Genomic DNA, 25295 nt, shown 5'->3' with positions numbered 1-25295 from the left:
TTTCTCGCAGCCGGCCTGATCCAAACGACAGGGCCTAGGCCCTACTCCCACTCGATGGTCCCCGGCGGCTTGGAGGTCACGTCGAGGACCACACGGTTGACGTCGCGCACCTCGTTGGTGATCCGGGTGGAGATCTTGGCGAGGACGTCGTACGGCAGCCGGGACCAGTCGGCGGTCATGGCGTCCTCGGAGGACACCGGGCGCAGCACGATCGGGTGGCCGTAGGTGCGGCCGTCGCCCTGGACACCGACGCTGCGGACGTCGGCGAGCAGGACCACCGGACACTGCCAGATGTCGCGGTCGAGGCCGGCCGCGGTCAGCTCCTCGCGGGCGATGGCGTCGGCCTCGCGCAGCAGGTCCAGGCGCTCCTTGGTGACCTCGCCGACGATGCGGATGCCGAGGCCGGGTCCCGGGAAGGGCTGGCGCTGGACGATCTCCTCCGGCAGGCCGAGCTCCTGGCCGACCATGCGGACCTCGTCCTTGAACAGCTTGCGCAGCGGCTCGATCAGCTTGAACTCAAGGTCCTCGGGCAGGCCGCCCACGTTGTGGTGCGACTTGATGTTGGCGGTGCCGGTGCCGCCGCCGGACTCGACCACGTCCGGGTACAGGGTGCCCTGGACCAGGAACTCCACGGCCGGGCCCTCGTCGGCGACGATCTCGGCCTGGGCCTGCTCGAAGACGCGGATGAACTCGCGGCCGATGATCTTCCGCTTCTCCTCGGGGTCGGTGACCCCCTTGAGCGCGGTGAGGAAGCGCTCCTCGGCGTCGACGACCTTCAGCTTGACGCCGGTCGCGGCGACGAAGTCCTTCTCGACCTGCTCGGTCTCGCCCTTGCGCATCAGACCGTGGTCGACGTAGACGCAGGTCAGCTGGTCGCCGATGGCCTTCTGGACCAGGGCGGCGGCCACCGCGGAGTCCACGCCGCCGGACAGGCCGCAGATCGCGCGCTTGTCGCCGACCAGCTCACGGATCGCCTCGACCTGCTCGTCGATGACGTTGCCCGTGGTCCAGTTCGGCTCCAGGCCCGCGCCGCGGTACAGGAAGTGCTCCAGCACCTGCTGGCCGTGCGTGGAGTGCATGACCTCGGGGTGGTACTGGACGCCGTAGAGCTTCTTGTCGTCGTTCTCGAAGGCGGCGACCGGGACGACGTCCGTGGAGGCCGTCACCGTGAAGCCCTCGGGGGCGGCGGAGCAGGCGTCGCCGTGCGACATCCACACCGACTGCTCGGCCGGGGTGCCCTCGAAGAGCGTGGAGGAGTTCCGGGAGACGTGCAGCAGCGTCCGGCCGTACTCGCGGGCGCCGCTGTTGTCGACGGTGCCGCCGAGGGCCTGGGCCATCAGCTGGAAGCCGTAGCACATGCCGAAGACGGGGACGCCGGACTCGAAGATCTCGCGGTCCAGGCGGGGGGCGCCCTCCTCGTACACGGACGAGGGGCCGCCGGAGAGGATGATCGCCGCCGGGTTCTTGGCGAGCATCTCGGCCACCGGCATGGTGCTCGGGACGATCTCGCTGTAGACCCGGGCCTCGCGGACGCGACGGGCGATGAGCTGGGCGTACTGCGCGCCGAAGTCGACGACCAGAACGGTGTCGGGGGCGGCGGCAGCGGGGGACGCTGATGACACGGGAGCCTTCCGGCGGTGGGGCGGGGTCTCTGTGCTGGCCAATTCTACCGAGGTGGGGGCGCGCAGCGGTCCGCGCGGCCCGCAGCGGGCCCGACAGTCGCGCATCTCACCATCCGGGCGATGTTGGACACCCCCGCCGTGCACGGCATACTGGGCCCATGCTCCAGCACCAGACCTTCGTCTTTACCTATGGCAACCGGCCCGCCGGCTGCCATGGTCGTGCTGCTTGAGCAACTGACAAGCGACTTCCCAGGCGCCCCGGGCCGACAAGGTCCGGGGCGCCTGGTGTTTTCCGGATCTTGCCGCTCCGGGGCACCCCGTCCTCACGAGGAGCCCTTCATGACCGTCACCGCCACCGACGTGACCGGCGCGCACACCGCCGAGGCCGCCGATGTGATCACCGGCGCCCGGGAGCGCATCGACGCGCTCGACGACCGGATCATCGGCCTGATCCAGGAACGCATGGCCGTCTCGGCCGTGATCCAGGAGGCCCGGATCTCCTCCGGCGGCCGCCGGGTGAACCTCTCGCGCGAGATGGAGATCCTCGGCCACTACCGCGAGGCGCTCGGCAAGCCGGGCACCGCGCTCGCGATGACGCTGCTGGAGCTGTGCCGGGGCCGCGTCTGAGCCGACGCCCGCACCTCCCTGCCCGTCGCTCCTGAGTTCGCATGCGCCCTCACCCGTACGGCGCGTGACCCGCACCGGGCTGCTTCGTTGGTACCGGTGTCCGTGCCAGCCAGGGGCGGGCCCGAAAGAACCACGCGTGGCTCGCTGGAGCGATGAGGCGTACGGATCGTGCTGTGCGTCGTGGGACCTCGCTCCAGGGAAGTGACCGGACGGCAGGGGACAGCAGCCCGGTCACCCAAGAGAACGGCCGGCTCCGGGGACGCCCGGGGCCGGCCGGCGGGACCCGCCGACAGGCACTGCACGCACCAGGGCCGGGTCGACGGTCCCGTCGAACATCGAGACCAGCGGCGCAACCCCCCGGCGCCGCTTCCCAGGCACCGGCGCTGCCCTGACGTCGGTGCTGACGAGAGAAGGGCCCCGCGGCGAGCTCCCGCGGGGCCCTTCCGTCGTACGCGCCGGACGCGTGGCTCTGTCGTACGCGCCGGACGCGTGGCTCTGTCGTACGCGCCGGACGCGTGGCTCCGTCGTGCGCGCCGGCCGGGCGGCGACCGGAGGAGATCAGATCCGGGACACCGTCCCGCAGTCCCTCGACCGGTCCGGGTCCAGGTCCTTGCTGCGGTCGTAGGGGTCCGTCGCCGCTCCTGTCGGCGGGGCGCCCGTGGGCGCGGCCGAGTCGAACTGTGGGTGCAGAAAGCCGTCGTGGATCCCGCAGGCCGAGTTGCCGACCTCCTGGTCGTAGTCGGTCACGGCGATCCTGCCGGGGGTGACCCGGTACCGGTCCGGGTCGTACAGGTCGATGTCGAGCACCCGGCGGACGACGGTGCGGGTCACCTCGGTCGAGCCGTCGGTGCGCACCAGCGGATAGACGAAGGTGTAGTCGGCGTGGATGCGGGCGGAGCCGTGCTCGCCGGGCGCGAGGGTCATCCGGCCGCGGGTCTTGACCACCGTCCCGACGAGCCGGACGTCACCGGGCCGGAAGCGGGTGAACATCAGCAGCGGGTCGTGCTCCTTGTCCGGCCGGCGCAGCGACGCGTCCAGCCGTGTGCGCAGCTCCGTCTCGTGGGGCTCGATGACGGACAGCGCCTCGGCGGGCCGCTCGCCGCGCAGGGTGGCCGGGTCGAGGTTGGCGTCGACGAGCAGGGTCCTGGTCTGCTCCAGCGCCTTGGCGACCTCGGCCTTGGAGTGCACGCCGACGGCCCGGGCCGGGGGCGGGACGATGCCGGTCTCGCCGTCGGCCCAGCGCTCGGCCGGGGACCCGGCGAACGGGCGGTCGAGGGTCGGGTGGTCGGGGGCGGCGGACTCCGGCGCGGTCGGGCGCGCGGTCTCCGGCGGCAGCGGGGGCGCGGTGGCGGCCTGCGCCGAGCCGGTGCGGAACGGGTCGCCGGGCAGCAGCGACGGCTTCATCGCGACGACGGCCACGGCGACCGCGACGGGTATGCCGAGCAGCGCCCACAGCCGCCGGCGGCGGGCCGCCCTGCCGTCCGGCTCGCGCCACGCGGGACCGGTGCGCCATCCCTCGGGGACGCCGCTCGCGCCGCGGGCGGCCGCGGACGGCTCCTTGGGCGCGGTGGCACGGATGTCGAGTTCGGTGTCGCGGACGAACTTCTCCCACACGTCGTCCGGGACGTGGGCGGTCTCGTCGTCTGAGGGCTTGTCAGGCACGGGGGTCAGTTCTACGACGTACGGCGACCCGGTCACAAGTCGCCCCCGCTTGTGACGCAGCTCTCATAAAAGCGCCGTGAGGGCGGCACAACCATTCACAGGCCTCACCGATCCAACCTGCTGAACCCAGGGCCACACCCGCGCCGCCACGCGGAGCCCTCCCAAAACTGGACTCCTTGAGGTCTTCATGAAGCTTCGCCGTGCCATGGCCACCGCGGCCGCTACGGCAGTGATAGCCCCGCTGGCGCTGCTCTCGGCGCCGGCGGCCTTCGCGGAGGACGGCTCCACGACGTCCGCCACCCCGACCGACTCCGTTTCGCAGAGCGCGTCCGCGTCGGCCTCCCAGTCGGAGTCCGCGTCGTCGAGCGCGAGCGCCTCGACGTCCGCGTCGGCCTCCGCCTCGCAGAGCCAGAGCTCCACGCCGTCGGCCTCCGCCTCGACGTCCGCCCCCGCTTCGGCGACGCCGACCCCGAGCGCTACGGAGGGCACCGACCCGGGCGACGGCGACGAGCCCGAGGACTGCAAGGACTCGAAGGTCGACGTCAGCATCTCCGGCCTGCCCGGCAAGATCGCCGTGGGCAGCGGCTGGCACAAGTTCTCCCTGGACGTGGTCAACAACTCCAAGTCCACGCTGCAGGACCTGGCCTACTTCGCCGGCGCCTCCACCGACAAGAACGGCGACAACCTCTTCAAGTCCGGCCAGGTCCGCCTGCAGGCCTGGGACCCGGACGCCAAGACCTGGGCCGACCTGAACGAGGACGGCTACGCGGTGGGCTTCGTCGGCTACACCGACGAGCTGAAGCCGGGCTACGAGGTCGACATCCCGATGCGCCTCAACGTGAAGGCGTCCGCCCCGGTGGGCTCCGGCTTCACGCTCGGCGCGACGATCTACGGCGACAGCGACGCCCAGTGCACCGGCTTCGGTGACGTGGCGTACAAGTTCCAGATCGTCTCCGCCGGCACCGACACCGACGGCACCAAGCCGCAGGAAGGCGGCGAGGCCCCGATCACGGACAAGAAGCCCACCGGCACCACGCCGAAGGTCACCGGCAGCCTCGCCGAGACCGGCTCCAGCTCCGCGCTGCCGATGATCGGCCTGGTCGGCGGTGCCGCGGTCGTCGCCGGCGCCGGTGCGCTGGTCGTCGTCCGCCGCCGCAAGGGTGGCGCGACCGCGTAACAGCATCGCGTGTGACGCAAAGGGACCTGCGCTCGGAGGGGGGCGCGGGTCCCTTCGTCGTACGGCGACGAGCGGGGCCCTACTTCTTCGGCGGCACCGTCGGCATGCCCAGGAAGGGCAGGCGCAGCGCGCCGAAGGCGTCGGCGGGCACCGCAGGGTACTTCGGCTCGACCGGCTTGAGCCGCTCGTAGGCCGCGGACTGCGCCGGGCGCGGGTCGGCCTCGCCCTTGTTGGGCCAGTACGACATCGCCCGCTCGGCCTGCGCGGTGATGGTCAGGGACGGGTTGACGCCCAGGTTCGCGGAGACCGCGGCGCCGTCCACGACCGAGATGCCGGGGTGGCCGTAGAGCCGGTGGTAGGGGTCGATCACGCCGGTCTCGGGCGAGTCGCCGATCGGGCAGCCGCCGAGGAAGTGCGCGGTGAGCGGGGTGCCCATCAGCTCGCCGACGTTGGAGCCGGCGAAGCCGTTGATCTCGGCGGCCAGCGCCGTGGCGCCCTCGGTGGCGGCCCTGATCTGCTTGGGGTTGGGCGAGCCGTGGCCCTGGCGGGCGGTGAGCAGGCCCTTGCCGACGCCGTCCGGCTTCAGATACGTCGTCAGCGAGTTGTCCAGCGACTGCATCACCAGGCCGATGATGGTCCGCTCCGACCACTTGCGGTTGGACAGCGAGCGCAGCACCAGCATCGGGTGCCGGGCGGCGTTGGCGAGCCAGGCGCCGACGCGGGAGCGGCCCTCGGCGAAGGGGACCTGGAGGATGGACAGGCTGCCCATCGAGTTGGAGCCCTTGCCGTAGCGGACCGGCTCGATGTGGGTGTTCTCGTCGGGGTGGATGGACGAGGTGATGGCGACGCCGCGGGTGAAGTCGGCCCGGGGCTCGCCCGTGGCCTTGCGGTAGCGCCGGTCGTCGGTCTGCGCGCCGACCAGCGCCTCGGAGTTGGTGCGGGTCAGCTCGCCCAGCCGCGGCGAGAGGTAGGGCAGGTTGCCGTTGGCCTTCATCCGGTGCAGCAGGGTCTGGGTGCCGTAGGTGCCGGCGGCGAGGACGACGCGGCGGGCGGTGAAGGTGCGGCCCCGGCCCTTCTTCTTGTCGTCGGTGGGCAGGGTGGCGACCGCGTACCCGCCGCGGGAGTCGTCGGTGACGGACACGACGGTGGTCATGGGGTGCACCACCGCGCCGGCCTTCTCGGCGAGGTAGAGGTAGTTCTCGTTCAGGGTGTTCTTGGCGCCGTGCCGGCAGCCGGTCATGCACTCGCCGCACTCGGTGCAGGCCCGCCGGGACGGGCCCGCCCCGCCGAAGTACGGGTCGTCGACCTCCCGGCCCGGCTCCGCCTTCGCCTGGCCGTCGGCGTCCTGGCCGTCGCCGAAGAACACGCCGACCGGCGCCATGTGGAAGGTGTCGCCGCAGCCCATCCGCTCCGCCGCCGCCTTCAGATGCACGTCGGAGGGGGTCATGGTCGGGTTGAGGCGCACCCCGAGCATGCGCTGCGCCTGGTCGTAGTACGGCGCCAGCTCCTCCTGCCAGTCGGTGATGTGCCGCCACTGGGGGTCGTCGAAGAAGGGCTTCGGCGGGACGTAGAGGGTGTTGGCGTAGTTCAGGGAACCGCCGCCGACGCCCGCGCCCGCCAGCACCATGACGTTGCCGAGCAGGTGGATGCGCTGGATGCCGTAGAGGCCGAGCCTGGGGGCCCAGAGGTAGTTCTTCAGGTCCCAGCTGTTCTTCGGCAGGGTCTCCCGGGTGAAACGGCGGCCGGCCTCCAGGACACCGACGCGGTAGCCCTTCTCGGTGAGCCTCAGGGCGGTGACCGAACCACCGAACCCCGAGCCGACCACGATCACGTCGTAGTCGTACCCGTCCTCGTCCCGGGTCTGGACAGACTTCTCCTGCGACACGTGCTCTCCTCGTCGAGAACGGGTGGCCAAGAACAACCGGCCTAGCGGAAGCGGAAGGCCTTCATCAGCTTCAGGCTGCGGGTCATGAACGCCGCGTACTGTTCGTCGGTCATGCCCAGCGACGGGGCCATGGGCAGCAGCCGCTGGTGGGCGAGGGTCTGGGCCTCGGTGTACTTGAGGATGCCCTCGGAGCCGTGCCGGCGACCGAGGCCGGAATCCTTCATCCCGCCCATCGGGGACTGCACGCTGCCGTACGCCGGGGCGTAGCCCTCGTTGAGGTTGACGGTGCCGGTGCGCAGACGGGCGGCGACGGCCCGGCCGCGGCGGGCGTCCTTGGTCCACACCGAGGAGTTCAGGCCGTACGGCGTGGCGTTGGCCTGCTCGATCGCCTCGTCCTCGGTGCGGAAGCGGTAGATCGAGACGACCGGGCCGAAGGTCTCCTCGGTGCACACGGACATCGGCTCGGTGACGCCGTCGAGGATGGTCGGCTCGTAGAAGTACGGGCCGATGTCCGGGCGGGCGACCCCGCCGGCGACGACCTTGGCGCCCTTGGCGACGGCCTCCTCGACATGCCGCTCGACGGTCTTCAGCTGCCGCTCCCCGACCAGCGAGCCCATGTCGGCGCCGTAGGCGAGGGAGGTGCCCAGGCGCATGGCCTTGGTGCGGGCGGCGAAGCGCTCCAGGAAGGCGTCCGCGATCGACTCGTGGACGTAGAGCCGCTCGATGGAGATGCACAGCTGTCCGGCGGAGGAGAAGCAGGCGCGCACCGCGCCCGCGGCGGCCTTGTCCAGATCGGCGTCCTCAAGCACCAGCATGGCGTTCTTGCCGCCGAGTTCGAGGGAGACGCCGACCAGGCGGGCGGCGGCGCGTTCGGCGACCTCGCGGCCGGTACGGGTGGAGCCGGTGAAGGAGACGTAGTCGGCGTGGCGCACGACCTCCGGGCCGATCACCGGGCCGTCGCCGATGACGACCTGGAAGACCTCGGCCGGCAGGCCCGCCTCGATGAGCAGGTCACGGGCCCACAGCGCGGTCAGGCAGGTCTCCGTGTCCGGCTTCATGACGACGGCGTTGCCCGCGATGAACGCCGGGAGCGCGTCGCCGACGGACAACTCCAACGGATAGTTCCAGGGGGCGATCTGGCCGACGACCCCGCGCGGGTGGCGCAGCTCGGTGACCTTGGTCAGGGTCGGCACGGCACCGGTGTGCCGCTTGGGCTTGAGGTAGGCGGGGGCCTTGCGGCCGTAGTGGCGGGCGGCGACGGCGACGGCCTGCACCTCCTCGTGGGCGTGCAGCCGGGCCTTGCCCGTCTCCAGCTGGATCAGGTCCAGTACCTCGGCCTGCCGCTGGAGGACGAGGTCGTGGAAGCGCAGCAGGACGGCGGCCCGCTGGCGCACCGGCACCTGCGCCCACACGGCCTGGGCGGCGCGGGCGGCCGCGTAGGCCTGCTCCACGTCCTCGGGGGTGGACTTGGGCAGGTCGGCGAGCTTCTCACCGGTGAACGGCGTGTGGTTGGCGGTCCGGCCGGAGCCGGCCACGCCCTTGGTGAGCTGGGCGACCAGCTCGGGGGTGACCACGTCGGCGGCGGTGCGGGCGCCCTGGGGTGCGGGGGCGAGGGGGTTGGTGCCGGTCTTGGCCGGTGCCTGCGCGTCCGTCATGAGCCGCAGGGTATGCCGCGGCGGAGCCTTTGTGTACCCGTCGGTAACGGGGATTCACCGAGTGCACACATCACGCCAGCGATTGCTGGCAACAAATGCGCTGATCAGGGCGTTGTGGCGGCACTCCGGGGTTCTTCCGCGGCGGTCCCGAGCTCCAGGCGCTCCCGCGCGCCCTTGAACAGCGCCGTGCCGTCCTTCTCCTCGGCCGTGCCCTTGGGCATGTCCACCCGCAGCTCGTACAGCCGCCCGTCGCCGGTGCGGACGAAGAGCTGCAGAACGCGTGTCCGGTGACCGCCCGCCCTGTAGGCGGTGTCGGCGTAGGCGGCCTCGTTGCCGTCGAGACTGGTCCGGGTGAGCTGGGTGCGGGCGTCGCCGTGCTGCTCCCGCCAGGTGCGCTCCGCCTGCCGCGCCCGCTCCATCGGGGCGCCGGGGGCCTTGTCCCACTCGGCCAGGCGGGCCTGTACGGCCCCGTCGGCGCCGTACACCACCAGGCGCGGCCGGTCGCCGGCCCCGCTCTGCCGGGCCGTGCGGCGGTAGCCGTCGGGCAGCACGAGCACCGCGTCCAGCTCCGGCTCCTCGTGCGCGACCCAGGTCTCACCGGCGGAGGCGGCGGGCGCCGAACTGTAGGTGGCGTGCAGCTCGGTGGCTCCCGCGTCGGAGCCGTGGCCGAGATAGGCGGACGTGCCGTACCAGACGCCGCCGGCCGCGAGGAGGGCGAGCGCGGCGAGGGCCACCGGGTGGCGCAGGGGGGAGCGGCGGGGGCGGCGGGGCGTGGGCGCGGTGACTCCGTCCGGCAGGCCGGGGGGTTGCGCCGGGGCGCCGGGGCCGGTGTCCCCGGTCGGCTCGGGTATGGAGGCGGGCTGTACCGGGCCGGGGTCCTCCGCCGGCTCGGCTTGGGGCGCGGGGTGCACGGGCCCCGGCTCGGTTGTCGGATCGGCCTCCTGAGTGGGCCTCGGCTCTGCCTCGGGCCTCCCCTCGCCACCCCCGGCCGCCGCCGCCAGCGCCGCCGCGGTCTGCTCGGCGCCGGGCCGCCGCTCCGGTTCGCGCTCCAGCAGCCCCACCAGGAGCGGGGCGAGCGGACCGGCCCGCCGGGGCTCGGGCACGTCCGCGGTGAGGATCGCGGCCAGCGTGGACTCCACCGTCGTACGGCGGAACGGCGACCAGCCCTCCACCGCCGCGTACAGCAGCACCCCCAGCGACCACAGGTCCGAGGCGGGACCGGCGCCGCGCCCCGACATCCGCTCCGGGGCGATGAACTCCAGCGAGCCGACGAACTCCCCGGTTCCGGTGAGGGACTCCTCGCCCTGGACGTGCGCGATGCCGAAGTCGGTGAGGACGACCCGGCCGTGCGGTCCGAGCAGCACATTGGCCGGTTTCACGTCCCGGTGCACGATGCCGACGGCGTGCGCGGCGCGCAGCGCGCCGAGGACGGCGCCGCCGATCCGGGCCGCCTCGGCCGGCGGCAGCGGGCCGCGCCCCAGCACCTCGTGCAGGGACTCGCCGCGCACGAACTCCATGACGATCCACGGCAGTCCGTCCTCGACGACCACGTCGTGGATGGCGACCGCTGAGGGATGGTCGACGCGCGCCGCGGCCCGCGCCTCCCGGTAGAGGCGGTGCGCGGCACGCCGGTGGCTGTCGTCCTCCGGGTCACCGGGCAGCCGGGGCTGCTTGACGGCGACGTAGCGGTCCACCTTCTCGTCGTGGGCCCGCCACACCGTGCCCATGCCACCGGAGCCGATCCGCTCGACCAGCCGGTAGCGCCCACCGACGAGCCGGTCCCGCCCGTCGCCCACGGCCCCCTGGTAGCTCATCCCCCATGCCTATCGCGCCGGGCGCCGCCTTGTCGACGCGGCCTCAAGCCCCCGGGCCTCACGGCTTGTCGACATCGAAGTTGGCGATCACCACCCGCGCCACCTCCTCGCCCCGGGCCGTGACGTCGCCCTTGCCCGGGTAGCTCACGTTCAGCCGGTACATGTCGCCGGCCTTGGTGCGGTAGTAGAAGATCTGCACCTGGCGCGGGCGGGGGTGCTCGCTGTCGTTCGTGGTGTACGTGAGGGTGTTCCGGGCGGCCTCGCGGCCGTGGAAACTCTCGTTGCCCTCCGGCTTGGTCCGCGGACCGGCCGGCATCTCCCAGTCGTACTTGCCGCTCTGCTTGAACTCGCCGTCGTCGGCGTACATCTGGGCGGTCGACGAGTCCGCGATCTTCCCGCTGCTGTCCTCGGCCTTCTTGTCCAGGGACAGCCCGATCCAGATGCTGCCACTGGCGTCCGTGTACGTCACCCAGTGGCCCTGGTCGTTCTTCGGGTCGGGCACCGCGCGCTCGTACCCCTCGGGTACGGCGACCGTCGCGGCCAGCGCGCTCTCGTGCCTGGTCTGCCACCCGCCGGGCAGCGGCCCGGCGAACGGGTCGGCGAGCACCAGATACGCCGCGACGGCGGCGGCGACCACGGCGGCGCCGATCCCGGCCCACGCCTTGCGTCCCAGTCGCACGCCTCGCCCGCCCCCCTCGACGTACCGCACGACCTGCGTCGGCTGGGGTTCGGGCGGGGCTGCGGCGGCCTGGAGCAGCGTGCGGACCTGCGTGGCGGACGGGCGGTGCGCCGGGTCCTTGCGCAGCAGTCCGTTGATGGCCTCGGCGAGCGGACCCGAGGCCGAGGCGGGCGGGGCGGGCGTGGCGTTGAGGACGGACTGGAGGGTGGCGGGGGTGTTGCTGCGGCGGAACGGCGAGACGCCCTCCGTCGCCGCGTACAGCACCACGCCGAGCGACCACAGGTCGGAGGCGGGGCCCGGGCGTTGGCCGAGGACGCGCTCCGGGGCGATGTACTCCGGGGAGCCGACGAAGCCGCCGGTGTCGGTCAGGTTGGTCTCGCCCTCGATCTGGGCGATGCCGAAGTCGGTCAGCACGATCCGGTCGTGGCCGCCGAGCAGGATGTTGTCCGGTTTGACGTCCCGGTGCAGGATGCCGGCCGCGTGCGCGGCCTCCAGCGCGCCGAGCACCTCCAGGCCGATCCGGGCGGCCTCGCGCGCGTCGAGCGTGCCCTCCTGCAGGACGGCGCCGAGCGAACGGCCCCGCACCAGCTCCATCACGATCCAGGGCCGGCCGTCGACCACGGCCACGTCGTGCACGTTGACGACCGCCGGGTGGTCCAGCCGGGCCGCCGCGCGTGCCTCGCGGCGCATCCGCTCGAACGCGTTGTCCCGCTCGCGGTCGGGCAGTTGGTCGGGGACCCGGGGTTCCTTGACGGCGACCTCCCGGTCCACCGTCTCGTCCTTGGCCCGCCACACCGTGCCCATGCCGCCGTGGCCGAGCTTGGCGAGCAGCCGGTAGCGGCCGGCGATGAGCCGCCCGGCGCCCGGGTCGTCCTGGACGGGGGACGGGTGCGCCTCGCCCTGGGCTGGGGACGGGTGCGCCTCGCCCTGGACGGGCGGCGCCTGGGCCGGTACGGGCGGCGCCTGGGCCGGGACCGCGGCCGGGTTCGGCGGCTGGAGGACAAAGCTGGTCGTCTCGTCGGCCCCGTGGCCGGCGCCCCCGTTGCTGCTCATGCGACCATCCATACCGTGCGGGGCGCCTTCGCTCCACCGGGAACCGGAAGTGGTCACAGACCCGTGACCGTTCGGGAACGGCTGGTCGGGGCGCGTTCAGGAACCGGTGAACGTGTCGACGGCCACGTCGAAGTACTCCCGCGCCTCGCGGACCTTCCCGACCGGTGCCGACACCCACACGTCGTAGAGCCGGCCGTCCTCCTCCCAGCACACGTCGTAGCTGTGCCGGGCGCCCTCCGCCGCGGTGAAGCCGTTCCAGGTGAACTCCCACAGCGCGGCGGGCCGTCCGTCGTGCGTGGTCTCGGTGACGGTGCCGGCGCGGTAACCGGGGTTGGTGTCGGGCCCCTTGTCGGCCTGGCGGCGCATCACACCGAGGGGGCCGCCGGGTTCCGGGTCGCTGACCTTGACGCCGAGGCGGAAGGACTCGTCCGGGGAGAGGTAGAAGACCCGCTCGCCCTGCGGCCGGCGCACGAAGCCGTCGGGCACGGCGAGGCGGAAGCCGGCCGGGTCGTCGGCGATGCGGTAACCGGAGGGCGCGGTGGGCCGCTCCCCGTCGGCGGTGGCGGAACCGGAGCCCGAGCTGTTGTCGCCGGTGCCGGCCGGGGAGGTGGACGGGGACTGGGTGACCGTGACCGTGGCGGCGGGCTCGGGCGAGCCGTGCGCGGACGCCGGGGAGCCCGCCCCGCCCGAGACGACCGGCGTACCGCCCGTGTCGCCGCCCTGCATCAGCAGCGCCGCCGCCGACACGCCCGCCGCGGCCATCGCCGCGACCAGGAACGCGGCCACGAGCAGGCTCCGCGTGGAGCGCTCGGGCTGCGGGCCGGGATCGGCCGGCGCCCCGGAGCGGGGCAGGTCGCTCTGGGGCGGCGTGTAGCCCGGCGCGGCATCCTGCACCGTGTCCGGCACACGTCCCGGTGCGCCGTCAGGCTCCGGGGCCCGAGCCGCCGTCAGCTCCGCCTGAGCCGTGGGCGGGAGGTGCCCCGTCTCGCGGTAGGCGCGCAGCATCCGCTCGGCCTGAAGGGCGTCCAGCCGCCGCTCCGGGTCCCGCTCCAGCAGTCCGCGTACGACGGGCAGCAGCGGCGCGGCCTGCGCCGGCGTGCGGATCTCGTCGACCACCACGGCGTGCAGGATGCCGCCCAGCGAATCGCGCCGGAACGGCGATTCGCCGCTCAGGACGGTGCACAGCAGGGCGCCCAGCGACCACAGGTCGGAGGCGGGCCCGGTGGCGTCCCCGGCCATCCGCTCGGGCGCGGTGTACTCGGGCGAGCCGACGAAGGACCCGGTCTCGGTCAGCGTGGTGGCGCCCGCGACCCGGGCGATGCCGAAGTCGGTGAGGACGACACGGTCGGTGCCCGTCTCGATCAGCACGTTCGCCGGTTTCAGATCGCGGTGCAGCACGCCCGCCGCGTGTGCCGCGCGCAGCGCGCCGAGCAGGGCCAGGCCGATCCGGGCGGCCTCGGCCGCGTCGACCGGGCCGTCGCGGGCGATCCGATCGGCGAGCGTTCCGCCGTCGACCAGCTCCATGACGAGGTACGGGCGCCGGCCGTCCTCGACCACGTCGTGCACCACGACGATGTTCGGGTGGCGCAGCTGGGCCACCGCGCGCGCCTCGCGCAGCGTCCGCTCGCGCTGCTGCCGCGCCTGTTCGGCGGAGAGGGTGTCGTCGAGGGCGATCTCCTTCACCGCCACCCGGCGGCCGAGCAGCTCGTCGGTGGCCTGCCACACGATGCCCATTCCGCCCCGGCCCAGCCGTGTCTGCAGCCGGTAACGGCCCGCGATCACGCGGGCCTCGTCCCCCTCGGTCCCCATGCGCCCCATCATGCCGCACCGGACGCCCCGCCTCCGGGACGCCCACCGGCCAACCCGGGAGACGGGTCTCCCACCGGCCAACCCGGGAGACGGGTCCCCCACCGGCCAACCCGGGAGACGCAACGCCCGATCGGCCGAGACGGCATGCCACCGGCCGGCCGGCTACGGGGTGGCGTTCTCCTGCCAGCTGCGCAGGATCACCTTGAACTGTTGCTGGGTGGTGTCCCAGTCCTCGGTCGGACCGGACAGGAGCAGGGCGTACTCGGTGCCGTCGTCCCCGATGTACGCCTCGTCGACGGCCCGGCGCGGCCCCGGGAACGGGGTGTCCTTGGCCAGCGCGGTGTAGGAGTACTCCCACAGGGAGGCCCGGTGGTCGCGGTAGGTGACGACCTCCAGCTTCTCCTGCCGGTAGTCGACGAGCCGGTGCAGCTGCACGTCCAGGGACCGCTGGTGCTGGTACGGGTCGTTGAAGTCGGGGTCGGTGTCGATCGCGACGCGCAGGAAGTGGTCGCCGCCGTCGGGGCTGTAGTCGATCTGCGTCAGGCCGTCCTTGTCGCTGAACAGCTTCCGCTTCCAGCCGTTGGGCAGGGCGAGCCCGAAGCCCCGCGGGTCGCTGACGCGCTGCCAGTTGTCGGGGACGGGGCCCTGGTCGCCGGTGGTGTCCGTGGGGGTCGGCGAGGGGGAGGTGACGGCGGGTGGGGCGTCCTTGCCGCGGCCGTGGCCCCACTGCTGGAGCACCACGGCGGTACCGGCGCCGACGATCGCCGCCAGCGCGACGACCAGCGCGACGGTACGCAGCCGACGGCGGCGCCGGGGCGGCCGCGCCGGCAGGTTCGTGGCTCCGACGGCCGTCGGCCCGGTCGCCGGGCGGTGCGGCGTGGCCGCCTCGGTGACGTAGCCGGCTGCCGTGTCGTGCCGGGGCCCGGTGTGCCGGTCATACCCCGGTCCACCGTGCTGGTCGTACCCGGTCCCGCCCTGCCGGTCGTACCCGTTCCCGGTCCGCGGGTCGTAGCGGGGGCCGCCGTGCTGGGTCGGCACATACGCCTGTGCCTCGCTGGGCCGGCGTCCCTCCGCCGCCTCCGCGAGCATCTGCTCGGCGGCGTGCGCGTCGGGCCGGGTGGCCGGGTCCTTGCGCAGCAGCGCGGCGATGACGGGCGCGAGGGGACCGGCGTACTGCGGCTCGGCGGCCTCCTCCTCGACGACGGCCTGCATGGTGGACAGCGGCGAGGTGCGCCGGAACGGCGAGCGGCCCTCCACCGCCGTGTACAGCGTCGCGCCGAGCGCCCACAGGTCGGAGGACGGGCCGGGGTCGTGGCCGCGGACCCGCTCGGGGGCGAGGTAGTCGACGGAGCCGACGACCTCGCCGGTGCGCGTGATGGTCGTGTCGCCCTCGATCTGGGCGATGCCGAAGTCGGTGAGCAGGACCCGCCCGTCGTGGGAGAGCAGCACGTTCCCGGGCTTGACGTCGCGGTGCAGGACGCCCGCGGTGTGCGCGGCGCGCAGGGCGCGCAGCACCCACATCCCGATCCGGGCGGCCTCGGTGGGCTCCAGACGGCCGTTCTCCTTGACGGCGTCGGCGAGCGAGTGCCCCTCGACCAGCTCCATCACGATCCACGGGCGGCCGTCGTGCTCCAGTACGTCGTGCACGGTGACGACGGCGGAGTGGTTGATGCGCGCCGCCGCGCGCGCCTCGGCACGGGTGCGGGCGAGCAGGACCTGCTGGTCGCTGTCGGAGACGTAGAGCGCGGCGGTCAGCTCTTTGATCGCGACCGCCCGGTGCAACAGCTCGTCGTGGGCACGCCACACCCGGCCCATGCCGCCGCTGCCGATGGAGTCGGCGAGCCGGTAGCGGCCCGCGAGGAGCAGGCCCTGCATCTGATTCACGTTGCCCCGCAATGCTCTTGACAGGCTCAGGGTAAAGACAGGGCCGCGTCCGGGGAACCAGCGGGGGGCCACGGTGACCTCACTGTGACGGTTGTCGCTTTGAGTGACGACAGGCAACCAATGAGGCGCCTGGGGCGTACGGCGTTCAGCCCGTGTACTGGTAACTGGCCGACGCCTGCTCGTAGAGCCGGGTCACCTCGTCCCGCTCGGCCTCCGGGCCGCGCACCTGCACCACGTGGTAGCGGCCGCCGACCAGCAGCGCCATGTTGCGCACGTACAGCTCGCGGCCGTCGGCGCCGGTCCAGGTGAACTGCCCCTCGGCCGTGGTCCGTCCACCGACCTGAATCGTCTTCAGGCCGGTCGCGGTGGCCCAGGAGGAGTCCCGGTAGGGCTGGAGCTCGGGCTCCCGCTCGCGCTGGTAGGTCATCGGGTCGCTGCCGTACCGGGCGGCGCTGTCCCGGCCGGGGACGACGATCAGCTCGAAACCGCCGTGCGTGTACGTCACCTGACCGCGGCCGTTGCCCGGGGTGCGCTGCCAGCCGCTCGCGACGGCGACGCGGAAGCCGGCTGGGTCGTCGCGCAGGGTGAACCCGTCGGCGACGGCGGGCCCGGTGGTCTGCGCGTCGGTGGAACCGGTCGACGCCGCCGGGCCGTTGCTCTCCTGCCCGCCGGGCGAGGTCTGCTCCGGGCGGGGCTCGCTGCTCGCGGTCGGCTCCCGGGAGGCGGACCCCGCCGCACCGGTCCGGTCGGCGCCGTTGTCCTCGGTTCCGCCGGGCTTGGGCAGGAAGAACACGGCGTACGCGACCGCCGCCGCCAGCAGGAGCAGGATCAGCAGGAGCAGCGTGCGGCCCAGGCTGCGCGGCGAACGCTCCTTCGCGCCCGCCCTCTTGTGCCGGCCGTGCGCGGCGGGCAGCCCGGCACGCCGCCGGCGCACCAGCTCGCCCCGGCGCCGTACGACGGGCAGCCTGCGGGGGTCGGCGGGCGGCGCCGCCACGACGTGCACCCCGGCCTCCGGCTCGGGCGCCGACCGCACCAGGGAGCGCAGCCAGCCGCTCAGCTCCTCGAAGTCGATGCGCTCGGTGGGGTCCTGACGCAGCAGGGACTCCACGACCGGCCGCAGCGGGCCGCACTCCTCGGCGAAGGCGGGCGGCTCGGCGCACACCATCTGCACCAGCTCGGCCGTCGACTCCTCCGGATACGGCGCGTGCCCCTGCACGGCCCGGAACAGCAGCGCGCCGAGCGCCCACAGGTCGGTCGCGGGCCCGATGGGGGCGGCCAGCTGCCAGTTCTCGTGCACCGGCCCGGCCTGTTCCGGCGCCCAGCGCTCGGTGACGGGCCCCACCACCGCCATCCGCGCCTGCCGTGCCCGCTCGGCGGCCAGCGCGGTACGCGGACCATGCCCGGCTGGGGCTCCGGGGGCGGGGGCGCCCCAGGGCGCGGCGGTCGCCTGGCCCGGGGCGGGCGGTGCGGTGCCGGCGCTGTCCGGGGGTGTGCGGCGCCGGGGTGCCGCGCACGCCGTAGGGGTCGGCGATACGGCCCGGGGGCGCGGGATCGTGTCCGCCGGTGCCGTCGGGGGCGTACGGCGACGGCTGGGTCGTGCCGCCGCCGGGATGCGTGGCGGGGCCCGTCCCGGCCGGGGGCCGGGCGCCGGGCAGGGCCGTGCGACCGTCGTACGCGCCCCGCTGGGCCTCGTACGCGCCCCGCTGGGCCTCCTGCACCCTGGCCGCCGCCCGCGCGCCCGCCCGGTACGCGGCGATCGCGCCGGCCCGCGCCGCCCGTACGTCCTCGGCGCTGTCGTCCGCCGCCCCGGCCGGCGCACCGGCACCAGGCGCCGGGACTCCGGGGCCCGGCAGTCCACGGGCGGCCCGTGCCTGGATGGCGGCCCGGCGCGCGCTCTCGGCGTCCAGGCCCGCACCGGCCTCCTCGGGCCGCCCCGGCCGGGGGACGCGCCCGGCACCGGCCTCCGCCGCGCTCCCGGCACCGGCTCCCTCGCCGCCCGGACCGGGCCCGAAGGCGGCCTCGCCCCGCTGCTCCACCGGCACCGGGTCGTATCCGCACAGCGCCTCCTCGGCCGCGCCGACCGCGAGACCGGTGAGCATGACCCGGCCGTCGTCGCAGACCAGGACGGTACGGGCGGTGATGTTGCGGTGCACCCAGCCGTGCGCGTGCAGCACCCGCAGCGCCATCAGCACGTCGGAGGCGACCTCGGCCGCCCGGTACGGCGACAGCGGCTGCTCGGCCAGCAGCGCGGCCAGCGGACGCGCGGCCACCAGCTCGCTGACGATCCACAGGGAACCGCCCTCGGCGAACACGTCGAAGACCTGGTCCAGGCGCGGATGGTCGGGTATCCGCGCCGCGGCCTGCACGGCCTCGACCGCCCGCCGCACCGCGGGATCCACCGGCCGCCGCACGTCCGCGCCCGCGCCCGGGCCCCGCCCCGCGCCCCGGCGCTCACGCGGGGTGAACCCGGCCGGCAGGCCCTCCGCGTCCAGCACCTCCGCCTCGACGACCTCCGGCAACGGCACCTGCCGGACGAGGACTTCCTGCCCGCTGTAGGTGTCGAAGGCCCGGGTCTCGGTGAGTTCGTACGCGTCGGACGGCGGCAGCGGCAGGCGATAGCGGTCGGCGAGGACCCGTCCCGCGTACTCGTCCACGTCGCCACCCCCGCCGCCCGGTCGGTCAATTCCGTTCGCCACGCGTACCGTTTGGGACATCCGCCGATGCGTACGGTCCGCAAGCACTCACGATACGTGCCGGAGGCAACCCGCAAAGAGGGGTTGCCGGATCTCAGCCGACGAACGCGCGGACGGCCGGCGTCACTTCTTCGGCTGGAAGCTCTCCGTCAGCGTCTGCCAGGTCTGCCGGCGCAGGTCGCTGTCCCAGTCGGCGGCCTTCGCCGTGTACATCAGCCCGTAGCCCAGGCGGTCGTTCACCACGAAGCCCCGGTCGACCGTCCGGTACCGCGTGCCGTCCTCGGTGTAGGTGAACTCCCAGTCGGCGGTGTTCCACCCCCGGTAGCCCACCTTCTCTATCCGGATCTTCTGGTACTGGGAACGCACCATGCCGCGCTCCTGGTTCCGCCAGTCCGCGACCGGGTCGTCCTTCGGCGTGGTCGTCCAGCCCACCAGCAGCTTCTGACCGCCGGGACCGGTGAACCGGTCCCCCGCCGAGCCGGTCGACTGGTACGCCCACCCCGCGGGCAGCCCGATCGTGTAGCCCTGGCCGCTGCGGTGGGTGCTCGCCACCGGCGCCCCGCCACCGGCGGCCGCCCCGGCGCTCGCGCCGGGCGTACCCGCCCCGCTCGCGGCCGGCGGCGTCGCGGCCGAGGCGGAGGAGGCCGACGAGGCGGAAGAGGCGGAACCCCCGGCCCGGGCCCCGTCCCGCTCGTCCACCTTGGTGTTCCCGGAGGCGCTCGCGGCGGACCCGGTCGGCCTGCCCTGCGCGCCCTTGCTGTCGCTGTCGTCCCCGCTCAGCGCGAAGGCCAGCACGGTGCCGAGCACGGCGAGCGCCGCGACGACCGCGATGATCACCAGTGTGCGCTTGGGCACGACGTCCGTGAGCGGCGCCCGGGGCACCGGCCGCGGCGACAGGTCCAGGTCCGGCGGCGGCACCACGTTCCACCCGGAACCGCCGCCACTGGTGCGGCCCTTGGCGGCAGCGGCCCCCTTCTCGCCGCCGGCCGCGGTGGACGTCGCCTTGGTGCCCTCCGCCGCTGCCGCGGACGCGCCGCCGTCACCGGACGCACCACGAGCGGCCGCACCGGACGACCCCGCCGAGGCGGCCGCCTTGCGCACGGAACGCAGCGCCCCGCGCAGCCGCTCCGCCGCCTCCTCGCCCCGCTTGCCCGTGGGCCCGGCCGGCTGCGGCGGCAACGGCACGACCTTCGTCGCGTCCGCCGCCGGCGCCGGCCCGGCCTCGGTCCCCTCCGGGGCGTTGATCACGGACTTGAGCAGCGCCCGGGCACCCGCGTCGTCCAGCCGCTCGGCCGGGTCCTTGGTGAGCAGCCCGTAGATGACGTCCTTGAGCGGCCCGGCGTTCTTCGGCTCCTCCAGCGGCTCGGTCATCACCGCGGTGAGCGTGGCGATCGCCGATCCCTTGTCGTAGGGCGGGGTGCCCTCCACCGCCGCGTACAGCAGCCCGCCGAGCGACCACAGGTCGGCCGCCGGCCCCGGCTTGTGCCCGCGCGCCCGCTCCGGGGAGATGTAGGAGGGCGCACCGACGAGCATGCCGGTGGAGGTGATGGACGGGTCGCCCTCGACCTGCGCGATGCCGAAGTCGGTGAGCACGACCCGGCCGTCCTCGGCGATGAGCACGTTGGACGGCTTCACATCGCGGTGCAGGATGCCCTCGCGGTGCGCCGAGCGCAGCACGTCGAGGACGGCGAGCCCGACCTCGGCCGCGCGCCGGGGCTCCAGCAGCCCGTCCTCGCGGATGACCTCGGCGAGGGACTTGCCCTCGACGAGCTCCATCACGATCCAGGGCCGGTCGTCCTCCTGGACCACGTCGAACACGGTCACCGCGCTGGTGTTGCGGATCCGCGCGATCGCCTTGGCCTCACGCAGCGTCCGCGTGATGAGCCGGCGCTTCTCCTCCTCGTCGATGTTCGACGGGAAGCGCAGCTCCTTGACCGCGACCGTCCGCCCGAGGGTCTCGTCCGTGGCCCGCCACACGGTGCCCATGCCACCGCGCCCGAGCACGCCCTCCAACCGGTACCGCCCGGCGAGGAGACGCTCGCTCCTGTCCTGACGAGAGTCCTGACGAGTGTCCTGACGAGGTGTCCCCGCCCGCTCCGCCTCCGACATGCGTCCCCTCAAACCAACCCGCCCTGACAGAGCCTCCATTGTCCCTCACCCGACAAGTGCCCGACGCACCCAGGGTGCCCCTGGAACGCGCACGGCCCGACGGGCCCCACGGCAGGGGGCGGAGCCGGTCCCACCCGAGTGAATCCCTCATTCCGTATGCCTGCATGATGGGGCGGCGAGAAGGGGGCGACACGAAGGCGACAACAGACGACAACAGGCGACAAAGGGATTCCCGAGGAGGCCGCGATGGTGCCGCTACGCACCCGGCTCGCCGTTTTCACGACAGCCGCCGTCCTCCTCTGCCTGCCCCCGACGGACGCCGGCACGACCCCTGCCGCGACTCCGACCATGGCCCCGGCGGAGGCCCGCACGGCCCCCGACGCCGTCCTCCCTCTTCTTCTCACCCGCGGCCGTGCCCCCGCCGCCGCCCTGCTGGTCCGTGAGGGCACCGGCAGCCGTTACGTCCACGCCGGGGCCGGGATCTCCCGCGCCGACCACTTCCGGGCCGGCAGCCTCACCAAGACCTTCGTCGCGACCGTCGTCGTGCAACTGGCCGCCGAGCACCGGCTGTCCCTGTCGGACACCGTGGAGCAGCACCTGCCCGGGCTGGTGCGCGGCGCGGGCAACGACGGGCGCGCGCTGACCCTGCGTTCCCTGCTCACCCACACCAGCGGGCTGTACGACTTCACCCGGCTCACCGGGGGCACCGTCCCCGTCACTCCGCTTCAGGCCGTGCGCGTGGCGCTCACCCACCCTCCGGCCGACCCAGGCCGCTTCTCCTACTCCAACACCAACTACGTCCTGCTCGGGATGGTGATCCGGCAGGTCACCGGTCACTCCTACGCCGCCGAGGCCGAGCGGCGCGTCCTCGCTCCCCTGCGTCTGTCCGGCACCTCCTTCCCCGGCTCCCGCACCACGCTGCCCTCGCCGCACGGCCGCGCCTACGCCGCCGACGGCTCCGACGTCACCGCGCTCGACCCGCGGGCGGCCGGGGCCGCGGGCGAGCTGGTGACCACGCTCGCCGACCTGGACCGCTTCTACGCGGCGCTGCTCGGCGGCGAGCTGCTGCCCCCGCACTGGCTGCGCGAGATGCTCGACACCCGTGCCGCACAAGGCGTGTACGGCATGGGCCTGTACCCGGTGAAGCTGCCGTGCGGCACCACGGTGTGGGGGCACAACGGTCGGATATCCGGCAGCTACGTGCGCACCGCGGCCACCGTCGACGGCCGTCATGTCCTCACCTTCCGGGTGAACACGACCGCGATCGCAGACCCCCGCCTCGAACCGGCCCTGCTCTCCGCCGAGTTCTGCCCTCGCACCCGTTAGAACGGACGGGCGCCGAACGGAGATCCCGCCCGGCGCCACTCTTTCGGGTGATACGGCACGCTCCCACCCGGACCGGCAGGTACGCGCCTACAACGGCACGATGTCCGGCGCCCCCAGCCGGGCCGCGTCCGCCGTCTGGTCGTCCGGCTGGCGCTGCGACTCCCGCTCGGCCTCCACCCGCTTCTCGTAGTGCTCGACCTCGCGCTCGATCTGGCCCTTGTCCCACCCGAGCACCGGCGCCATCAGCTCGGCCGCCTCACGGGCGCTGCGCGTGCCGCGGTCGAAGGTCTCGATGGAGATGCGGGTGCGCCGGGTCAGCACGTCGTCCAGGTGCCGCGCCCCCTCGTGGGAGGCGGCGTAGACGATCTCGGCGCGCAGGTAGTCGTCGGCGGACTGCAGCGGCTCACCGAGGGTGGGATCCTTCGCGATGAGGTCGAGGAGCTCCTCGGCCATCGAGCCGTAACGGTTCAGCAGGTGCTCGACCCGGACCACGTGCAGTCCGGTCCGCGCGGCGATGCGCGCCCGCGCGTTCCACAGCGCCCGGTAGCCCTCCGCGCCCAGCAGCGGGATCTCCTCGGTGACGCAGTCGGCGACGCGCATGTCGAGCCCGTGCACCGCCTCGTCGACGGCGTCCTTGGCCATCACCCGGTACGTCGTGTACTTGCCGCCGGCGACGACGACCAGCCCGGGCGCCGGGTGCGCCACGGTGTGCTCGCGCGACAGCTTGCTGGTGGCGTCGGACTCGCCGGCCAGCAGCGGCCGCAGCCCCGCGTACACGCCCTCGACGTCGTCCCGGGTGAGCGGCACCGCGAGGACGGAGTTGACGTGCTCCAGCAGGTAGTCGATGTCGGCGCTGGAGGCGGCCGGGTGCGCCTTGTCGAGGTTCCACTCGGTGTCGGTGGTGCCGACGATCCAGTGCCGGCCCCAGGGGATGACGAACAGCACCGACTTCTCGGTGCGCAGGATCAGCCCGGTGGAGGAGCTGATGCGGTCGCGCGGCACGACCAGGTGGATGCCCTTGGAGGCGCGGACGTGGAACTGGCCGCGCTCCCCCACCATGGCCTGGGTGTCGTCGGTCCACACGCCCGTGGCGTTGACGATCTGCTTGGCGCGGACCTCGTACTCGCCGCCGCCCTCGACGTCCTTGACCCGGGCCCCGACGACCCGCTCGCCCTCACGCAGGAACCCCGTCACCCGGGCCCGGTTGGCCACCTTCGCGCCGTAGGACGACGCCGTGCGCACCAGGGTGGCGACAAAACGCGCGTCGTCCATCTGCGCGTCGTAGTACTGCAAGGCTCCGACCAGCGCGTCCTTCTTCAAGCAGGGCGCCACCCGCAAGGCGTGACGCCTGGTCAGGTGACGGTGCAGGGGCAGGCCCCGGCCGTGCCCGCGGGCCATGGACATCGCGTCGTAGAGCGCCACGCCCGAGCCGGCGTACCACCGCTCCCAGCCCTTGTGCTGGAGCGGGTAGAGGAACGGCACCGGCTTCACGAGATGGGGCGCGATCCGCTCCAGCAGCAGGCCGCGCTCCTTCAGTGCCTCCCGTACGAGGGCGAAGTCGAGCATCTCCAGATAGCGCAGGCCGCCGTGGATCAGCTTGCTGGACCTGCTGGACGTGCCCGAGGCCCAGTCGCGCGCCTCGACCAGGCCTGTGGACAGTCCTCGGGTGACCGCGTCGAGGGCGGTGCCCGCACCGACGACTCCACCGCCGATGACCAGCACGTCCAGTTCCCGCTCGGCCATCGCCGCGAGGGACTCGGCGCGCTGCGCCGGCCCCAGTGTCGCTGTCCTCACCGCTGCCTCCCGCATCTCATCCGCGTCGGCCGCACCCGTCGGGCGAAGCCCGGTTCCCCTCCCTCATGCCCAAATTTTGACGGTCTTGCCCGACTTCAGCCACCACGGCCCACAGCCTGTGGACAACAGCCCTGCCACGCCCACGGAAACGCACACGAACAATCCCCCTAATCGGTCATATTTACCCGTAGTCTGACATTGCGCTCGCTCAATCTGTCCACCGGGCTTGCGCACCTGTCCCGCTTCGGTTATTGGGAAGGACGGCCCACGCCATGCCCGCAGATCTCGCCGTCATCGGACTCGGCCCGCTCGGCCTGCCCCTGGCCCAGGCCGCCGTCGCCGCCGGCATCCCCACCGTCGGCTACCGCACCGGCCCGGAGGCCTCCTCCCTCACCCCCGCCGAACTGCGCCGGATGCTCTCGGGGGGCTTCCGGCAGCCCACCGGCCCCGCCGAGCTGGGCCGCGTCCGCACCGCCGTCATCTGCGCCCCCACCCCGCGCGGCGCCGACGGCGAGCTGGACCTCGGCCAGGTCGAGACGGCCGCGCGCACCCTGGCCGAGCGGCTGCGCCCGCACACGACCGTGATCCTCGAATCCCCGGTGCCGCCCGGTACGACGGAGGACTTCCTGCGGCCGCTGCTGGAGCGCGGCTCGGGCCTGCGCGCGGGCCGCGACTTCCACCTCGCCTATTCACCCAGTCGAGTGGATCCCGGCAACCGCGACCACACGCCGGCCACCACCCCCAAGGTCATCGGCGGCCTCACCCCCGCGTGCACCGAGTCGGCGGCGGCCTTCTACAGCCGGCTCACCGACAAGGTGGTACGCGCGCGTGGCCTGAAGGAGGCCGAGACCGTGCAGGTCCTGGAGACCAACTACCGGCACGTCAACATGGCGCTAGTGAACGAGATGGCCGTCCTGTGCCACGAGCTGGGCGTCGACCTGTGGGACGTCGTCCGCTGCGCGGAGACCAAGCCGTTCGGCTTCCAGGCCTTCCGCCCCGGCCCCGGCGTCGGCGGCCACTCCGTGCCGCAGGACCTGTCGAGCAAGACGGTCCGCGGGCTGCGCATGGTGGAACTGGCCCAGCAGGTCAACAGCCGCATGCCCCGCTACGTCGTCCAGCGCGCCGCCGCCCTGCTCAACGAGCACGGCAAGTCCGCGCGCGGCGCCCGCGTGCTGCTGCTCGGCGTCACCTACAAGCCCGACCTCGCCGACCAGCAGGGCACGCCCGCCGAGGAGATCGCGACGGCGCTAATGAAGCTCGGCGCGGCCGTCAGCTACCACGACCCGCTCGTCCCGTCCTGGAACGTCCTGGACCGCCCGGTCCCCCGCGCCGACTCCCTCTACGAGGCCGCCGCCGACGCCGACCTGACAATCCTGCTCCAGCAGCACCGCACGTACGACCTCCAGGGCCTGTCGGTGAAGGCCCAGCTGCTGCTGGACACGCGGGGGGCCACGCCCACGGGGGCGGCGCACCGGTTGTGACCGGGGGCGCGCGGTGGTGCGAGAC

At 73.6% G+C, this 25295-nt stretch carries 14 protein-coding genes and 1 pseudogene; 4 read left to right on the top strand and 11 right to left on the bottom strand.

Translation table 11 applies throughout. The features are described 5' to 3' along the window. Positions 1–41 precede the first annotated feature (41 nt). Complete coding sequence (guaA, locus tag C3489_RS10605) at positions 42–1622, bottom strand: glutamine-hydrolyzing GMP synthase (protein WP_103781505.1); 1581 nt, start codon at positions 1620–1622, stop codon at positions 42–44. 339 nt (positions 1623–1961) lie between these two features. On the opposite strand from guaA, the gene C3489_RS10600 reads away from it, so the two are divergent. Further along, positions 1962–2249 carry a chorismate mutase gene (locus C3489_RS10600; protein WP_103781504.1) on the top strand — a complete coding sequence of 96 codons (288 nt, stop codon included), beginning with the start codon at positions 1962–1964 and terminating at the stop codon, positions 2247–2249. A 558-nt stretch (positions 2250–2807) separates the two neighbouring features. Here C3489_RS10600 and C3489_RS10595 read toward each other — a convergent pair. Beyond that, positions 2808–3911, bottom strand: a complete 1104-nt coding sequence (locus tag C3489_RS10595; protein WP_103781532.1) for a hypothetical protein — start codon at positions 3909–3911, stop codon at positions 2808–2810. 187 nt (positions 3912–4098) lie between these two features. Here C3489_RS10595 and C3489_RS10590 point away from each other — a divergent pair, with 187 nt between their 5' ends. Further along, positions 4099–5088 (top strand): LAETG motif-containing sortase-dependent surface protein, encoded by a 990-nt coding sequence (locus tag C3489_RS10590; RefSeq protein WP_103781503.1) that lies wholly within the window; start codon positions 4099–4101, stop codon positions 5086–5088. A gap of 79 nt (positions 5089–5167) precedes the next feature. Here the strand turns inward: C3489_RS10590 and C3489_RS10585 are convergent, their stop codons facing one another. The 8 genes and pseudogenes from C3489_RS10585 to C3489_RS10550 form a co-directional block, all read right to left on the bottom strand. Continuing rightward, positions 5168–6973 carry a GMC oxidoreductase gene (locus C3489_RS10585; protein ID WP_103781502.1) on the bottom strand — a complete coding sequence of 602 codons (1806 nt, stop codon included), beginning with the start codon at positions 6971–6973 and terminating at the stop codon, positions 5168–5170. A 41-nt stretch (positions 6974–7014) separates the two neighbouring features. Beyond that, a complete protein-coding gene (locus tag C3489_RS10580) occupies positions 7015–8628 on the bottom strand; it encodes a succinic semialdehyde dehydrogenase (RefSeq protein WP_103781501.1) in 1614 nt (537 codons plus the stop codon). Between the two features lie 104 nt (positions 8629–8732). Then, positions 8733–10442 carry a serine/threonine-protein kinase gene (locus C3489_RS10575; RefSeq protein WP_103781500.1) on the bottom strand — a complete coding sequence of 570 codons (1710 nt, stop codon included), beginning with the start codon at positions 10440–10442 and terminating at the stop codon, positions 8733–8735. Positions 10443–10500: 58 nt separating this feature from the next. After that, positions 10501–12174 carry a serine/threonine-protein kinase gene (locus C3489_RS10570; protein ID WP_103781499.1) on the bottom strand — a complete coding sequence of 558 codons (1674 nt, stop codon included), beginning with the start codon at positions 12172–12174 and terminating at the stop codon, positions 10501–10503. Positions 12175–12270: 96 nt separating this feature from the next. Beyond that, positions 12271–13983: a serine/threonine-protein kinase gene (locus C3489_RS10565; RefSeq protein ID WP_103781498.1), complete on the bottom strand. Its 1713-nt coding sequence runs from the start codon at positions 13981–13983 to the stop codon at positions 12271–12273. A 162-nt stretch (positions 13984–14145) separates the two neighbouring features. Continuing rightward, positions 14146–15858, bottom strand: coding sequence for a serine/threonine-protein kinase (locus tag C3489_RS10560; RefSeq protein ID WP_103781497.1), 1713 nt, complete (start codon positions 15856–15858; stop codon positions 14146–14148). 154 nt (positions 15859–16012) lie between these two features. Beyond that, positions 16013–18521: pseudogene (locus C3489_RS10555) on the bottom strand (protein kinase). A 162-nt stretch (positions 18522–18683) separates the two neighbouring features. Continuing rightward, positions 18684–20669: a serine/threonine-protein kinase gene (locus C3489_RS10550; RefSeq protein ID WP_103781496.1), complete on the bottom strand. Its 1986-nt coding sequence runs from the start codon at positions 20667–20669 to the stop codon at positions 18684–18686. 246 nt (positions 20670–20915) lie between these two features. Between C3489_RS10550 and C3489_RS10545 the strand changes: the two genes are divergently transcribed. Continuing rightward, the gene (locus C3489_RS10545) at positions 20916–21995 is read left to right on the top strand and encodes a serine hydrolase (protein WP_103781495.1); all 1080 of its coding nucleotides are present in this window, start codon (positions 20916–20918) and stop codon (positions 21993–21995) included. 87 nt (positions 21996–22082) lie between these two features. Here C3489_RS10545 and C3489_RS10540 read toward each other — a convergent pair whose 3' ends face one another. Further along, the gene (locus C3489_RS10540; protein ID WP_103781494.1) at positions 22083–23789 is read right to left on the bottom strand and encodes a glycerol-3-phosphate dehydrogenase/oxidase; all 1707 of its coding nucleotides are present in this window, start codon (positions 23787–23789) and stop codon (positions 22083–22085) included. Positions 23790–24061: 272 nt separating this feature from the next. On the opposite strand from C3489_RS10540, the gene C3489_RS10535 reads away from it, so the two are divergent. Continuing rightward, positions 24062–25270 (top strand): nucleotide sugar dehydrogenase, encoded by a 1209-nt coding sequence (locus C3489_RS10535; protein WP_103781493.1) that lies wholly within the window; start codon positions 24062–24064, stop codon positions 25268–25270. Positions 25271–25295: the final 25 nt, after the last annotated feature.

The sequence above is a fragment of the Streptomyces sp. Ru71 genome, from assembly GCF_002920535.1.
GTDB lineage: Bacteria > Actinomycetota > Actinomycetes > Streptomycetales > Streptomycetaceae > Streptomyces.
Note: the sequence above shows the minus strand (reverse complement) of the source record. Positions and strands in the feature narration are given on the sequence as shown.

Excerpts from the sequence above, each read along its gene's own strand:
- C3489_RS10580 (WP_103781501.1), bottom strand. The coding sequence starts at position 8,628 with ATGACGGACGCGCAGGCACCGGCCAAGACCGGCACCAACCCCCTCGCC.
- C3489_RS10560 (WP_103781497.1), bottom strand. The coding sequence starts at position 15,858 with ATGCAGGGCCTGCTCCTCGCGGGCCGCTACCGGCTCGCCGACTCCATC.
- C3489_RS10575 (WP_103781500.1), bottom strand. The coding sequence starts at position 10,442 with ATGAGCTACCAGGGGGCCGTGGGCGACGGGCGGGACCGGCTCGTCGGT.
- C3489_RS10570 (WP_103781499.1), bottom strand. The coding sequence starts at position 12,174 with ATGAGCAGCAACGGGGGCGCCGGCCACGGGGCCGACGAGACGACCAGC.
- C3489_RS10600 (WP_103781504.1), top strand. The coding sequence starts at position 1,962 with ATGACCGTCACCGCCACCGACGTGACCGGCGCGCACACCGCCGAGGCC.
- C3489_RS10565 (WP_103781498.1), bottom strand. The coding sequence starts at position 13,983 with ATGGGGACCGAGGGGGACGAGGCCCGCGTGATCGCGGGCCGTTACCGG.
- C3489_RS10550 (WP_103781496.1), bottom strand. The coding sequence starts at position 20,669 with ATGTCGGAGGCGGAGCGGGCGGGGACACCTCGTCAGGACACTCGTCAG.
- C3489_RS10535 (WP_103781493.1), top strand. The coding sequence starts at position 24,062 with ATGCCCGCAGATCTCGCCGTCATCGGACTCGGCCCGCTCGGCCTGCCC.
- C3489_RS10545 (WP_103781495.1), top strand. The coding sequence starts at position 20,916 with ATGGTGCCGCTACGCACCCGGCTCGCCGTTTTCACGACAGCCGCCGTC.
- C3489_RS10590 (WP_103781503.1), top strand. The coding sequence starts at position 4,099 with ATGAAGCTTCGCCGTGCCATGGCCACCGCGGCCGCTACGGCAGTGATA.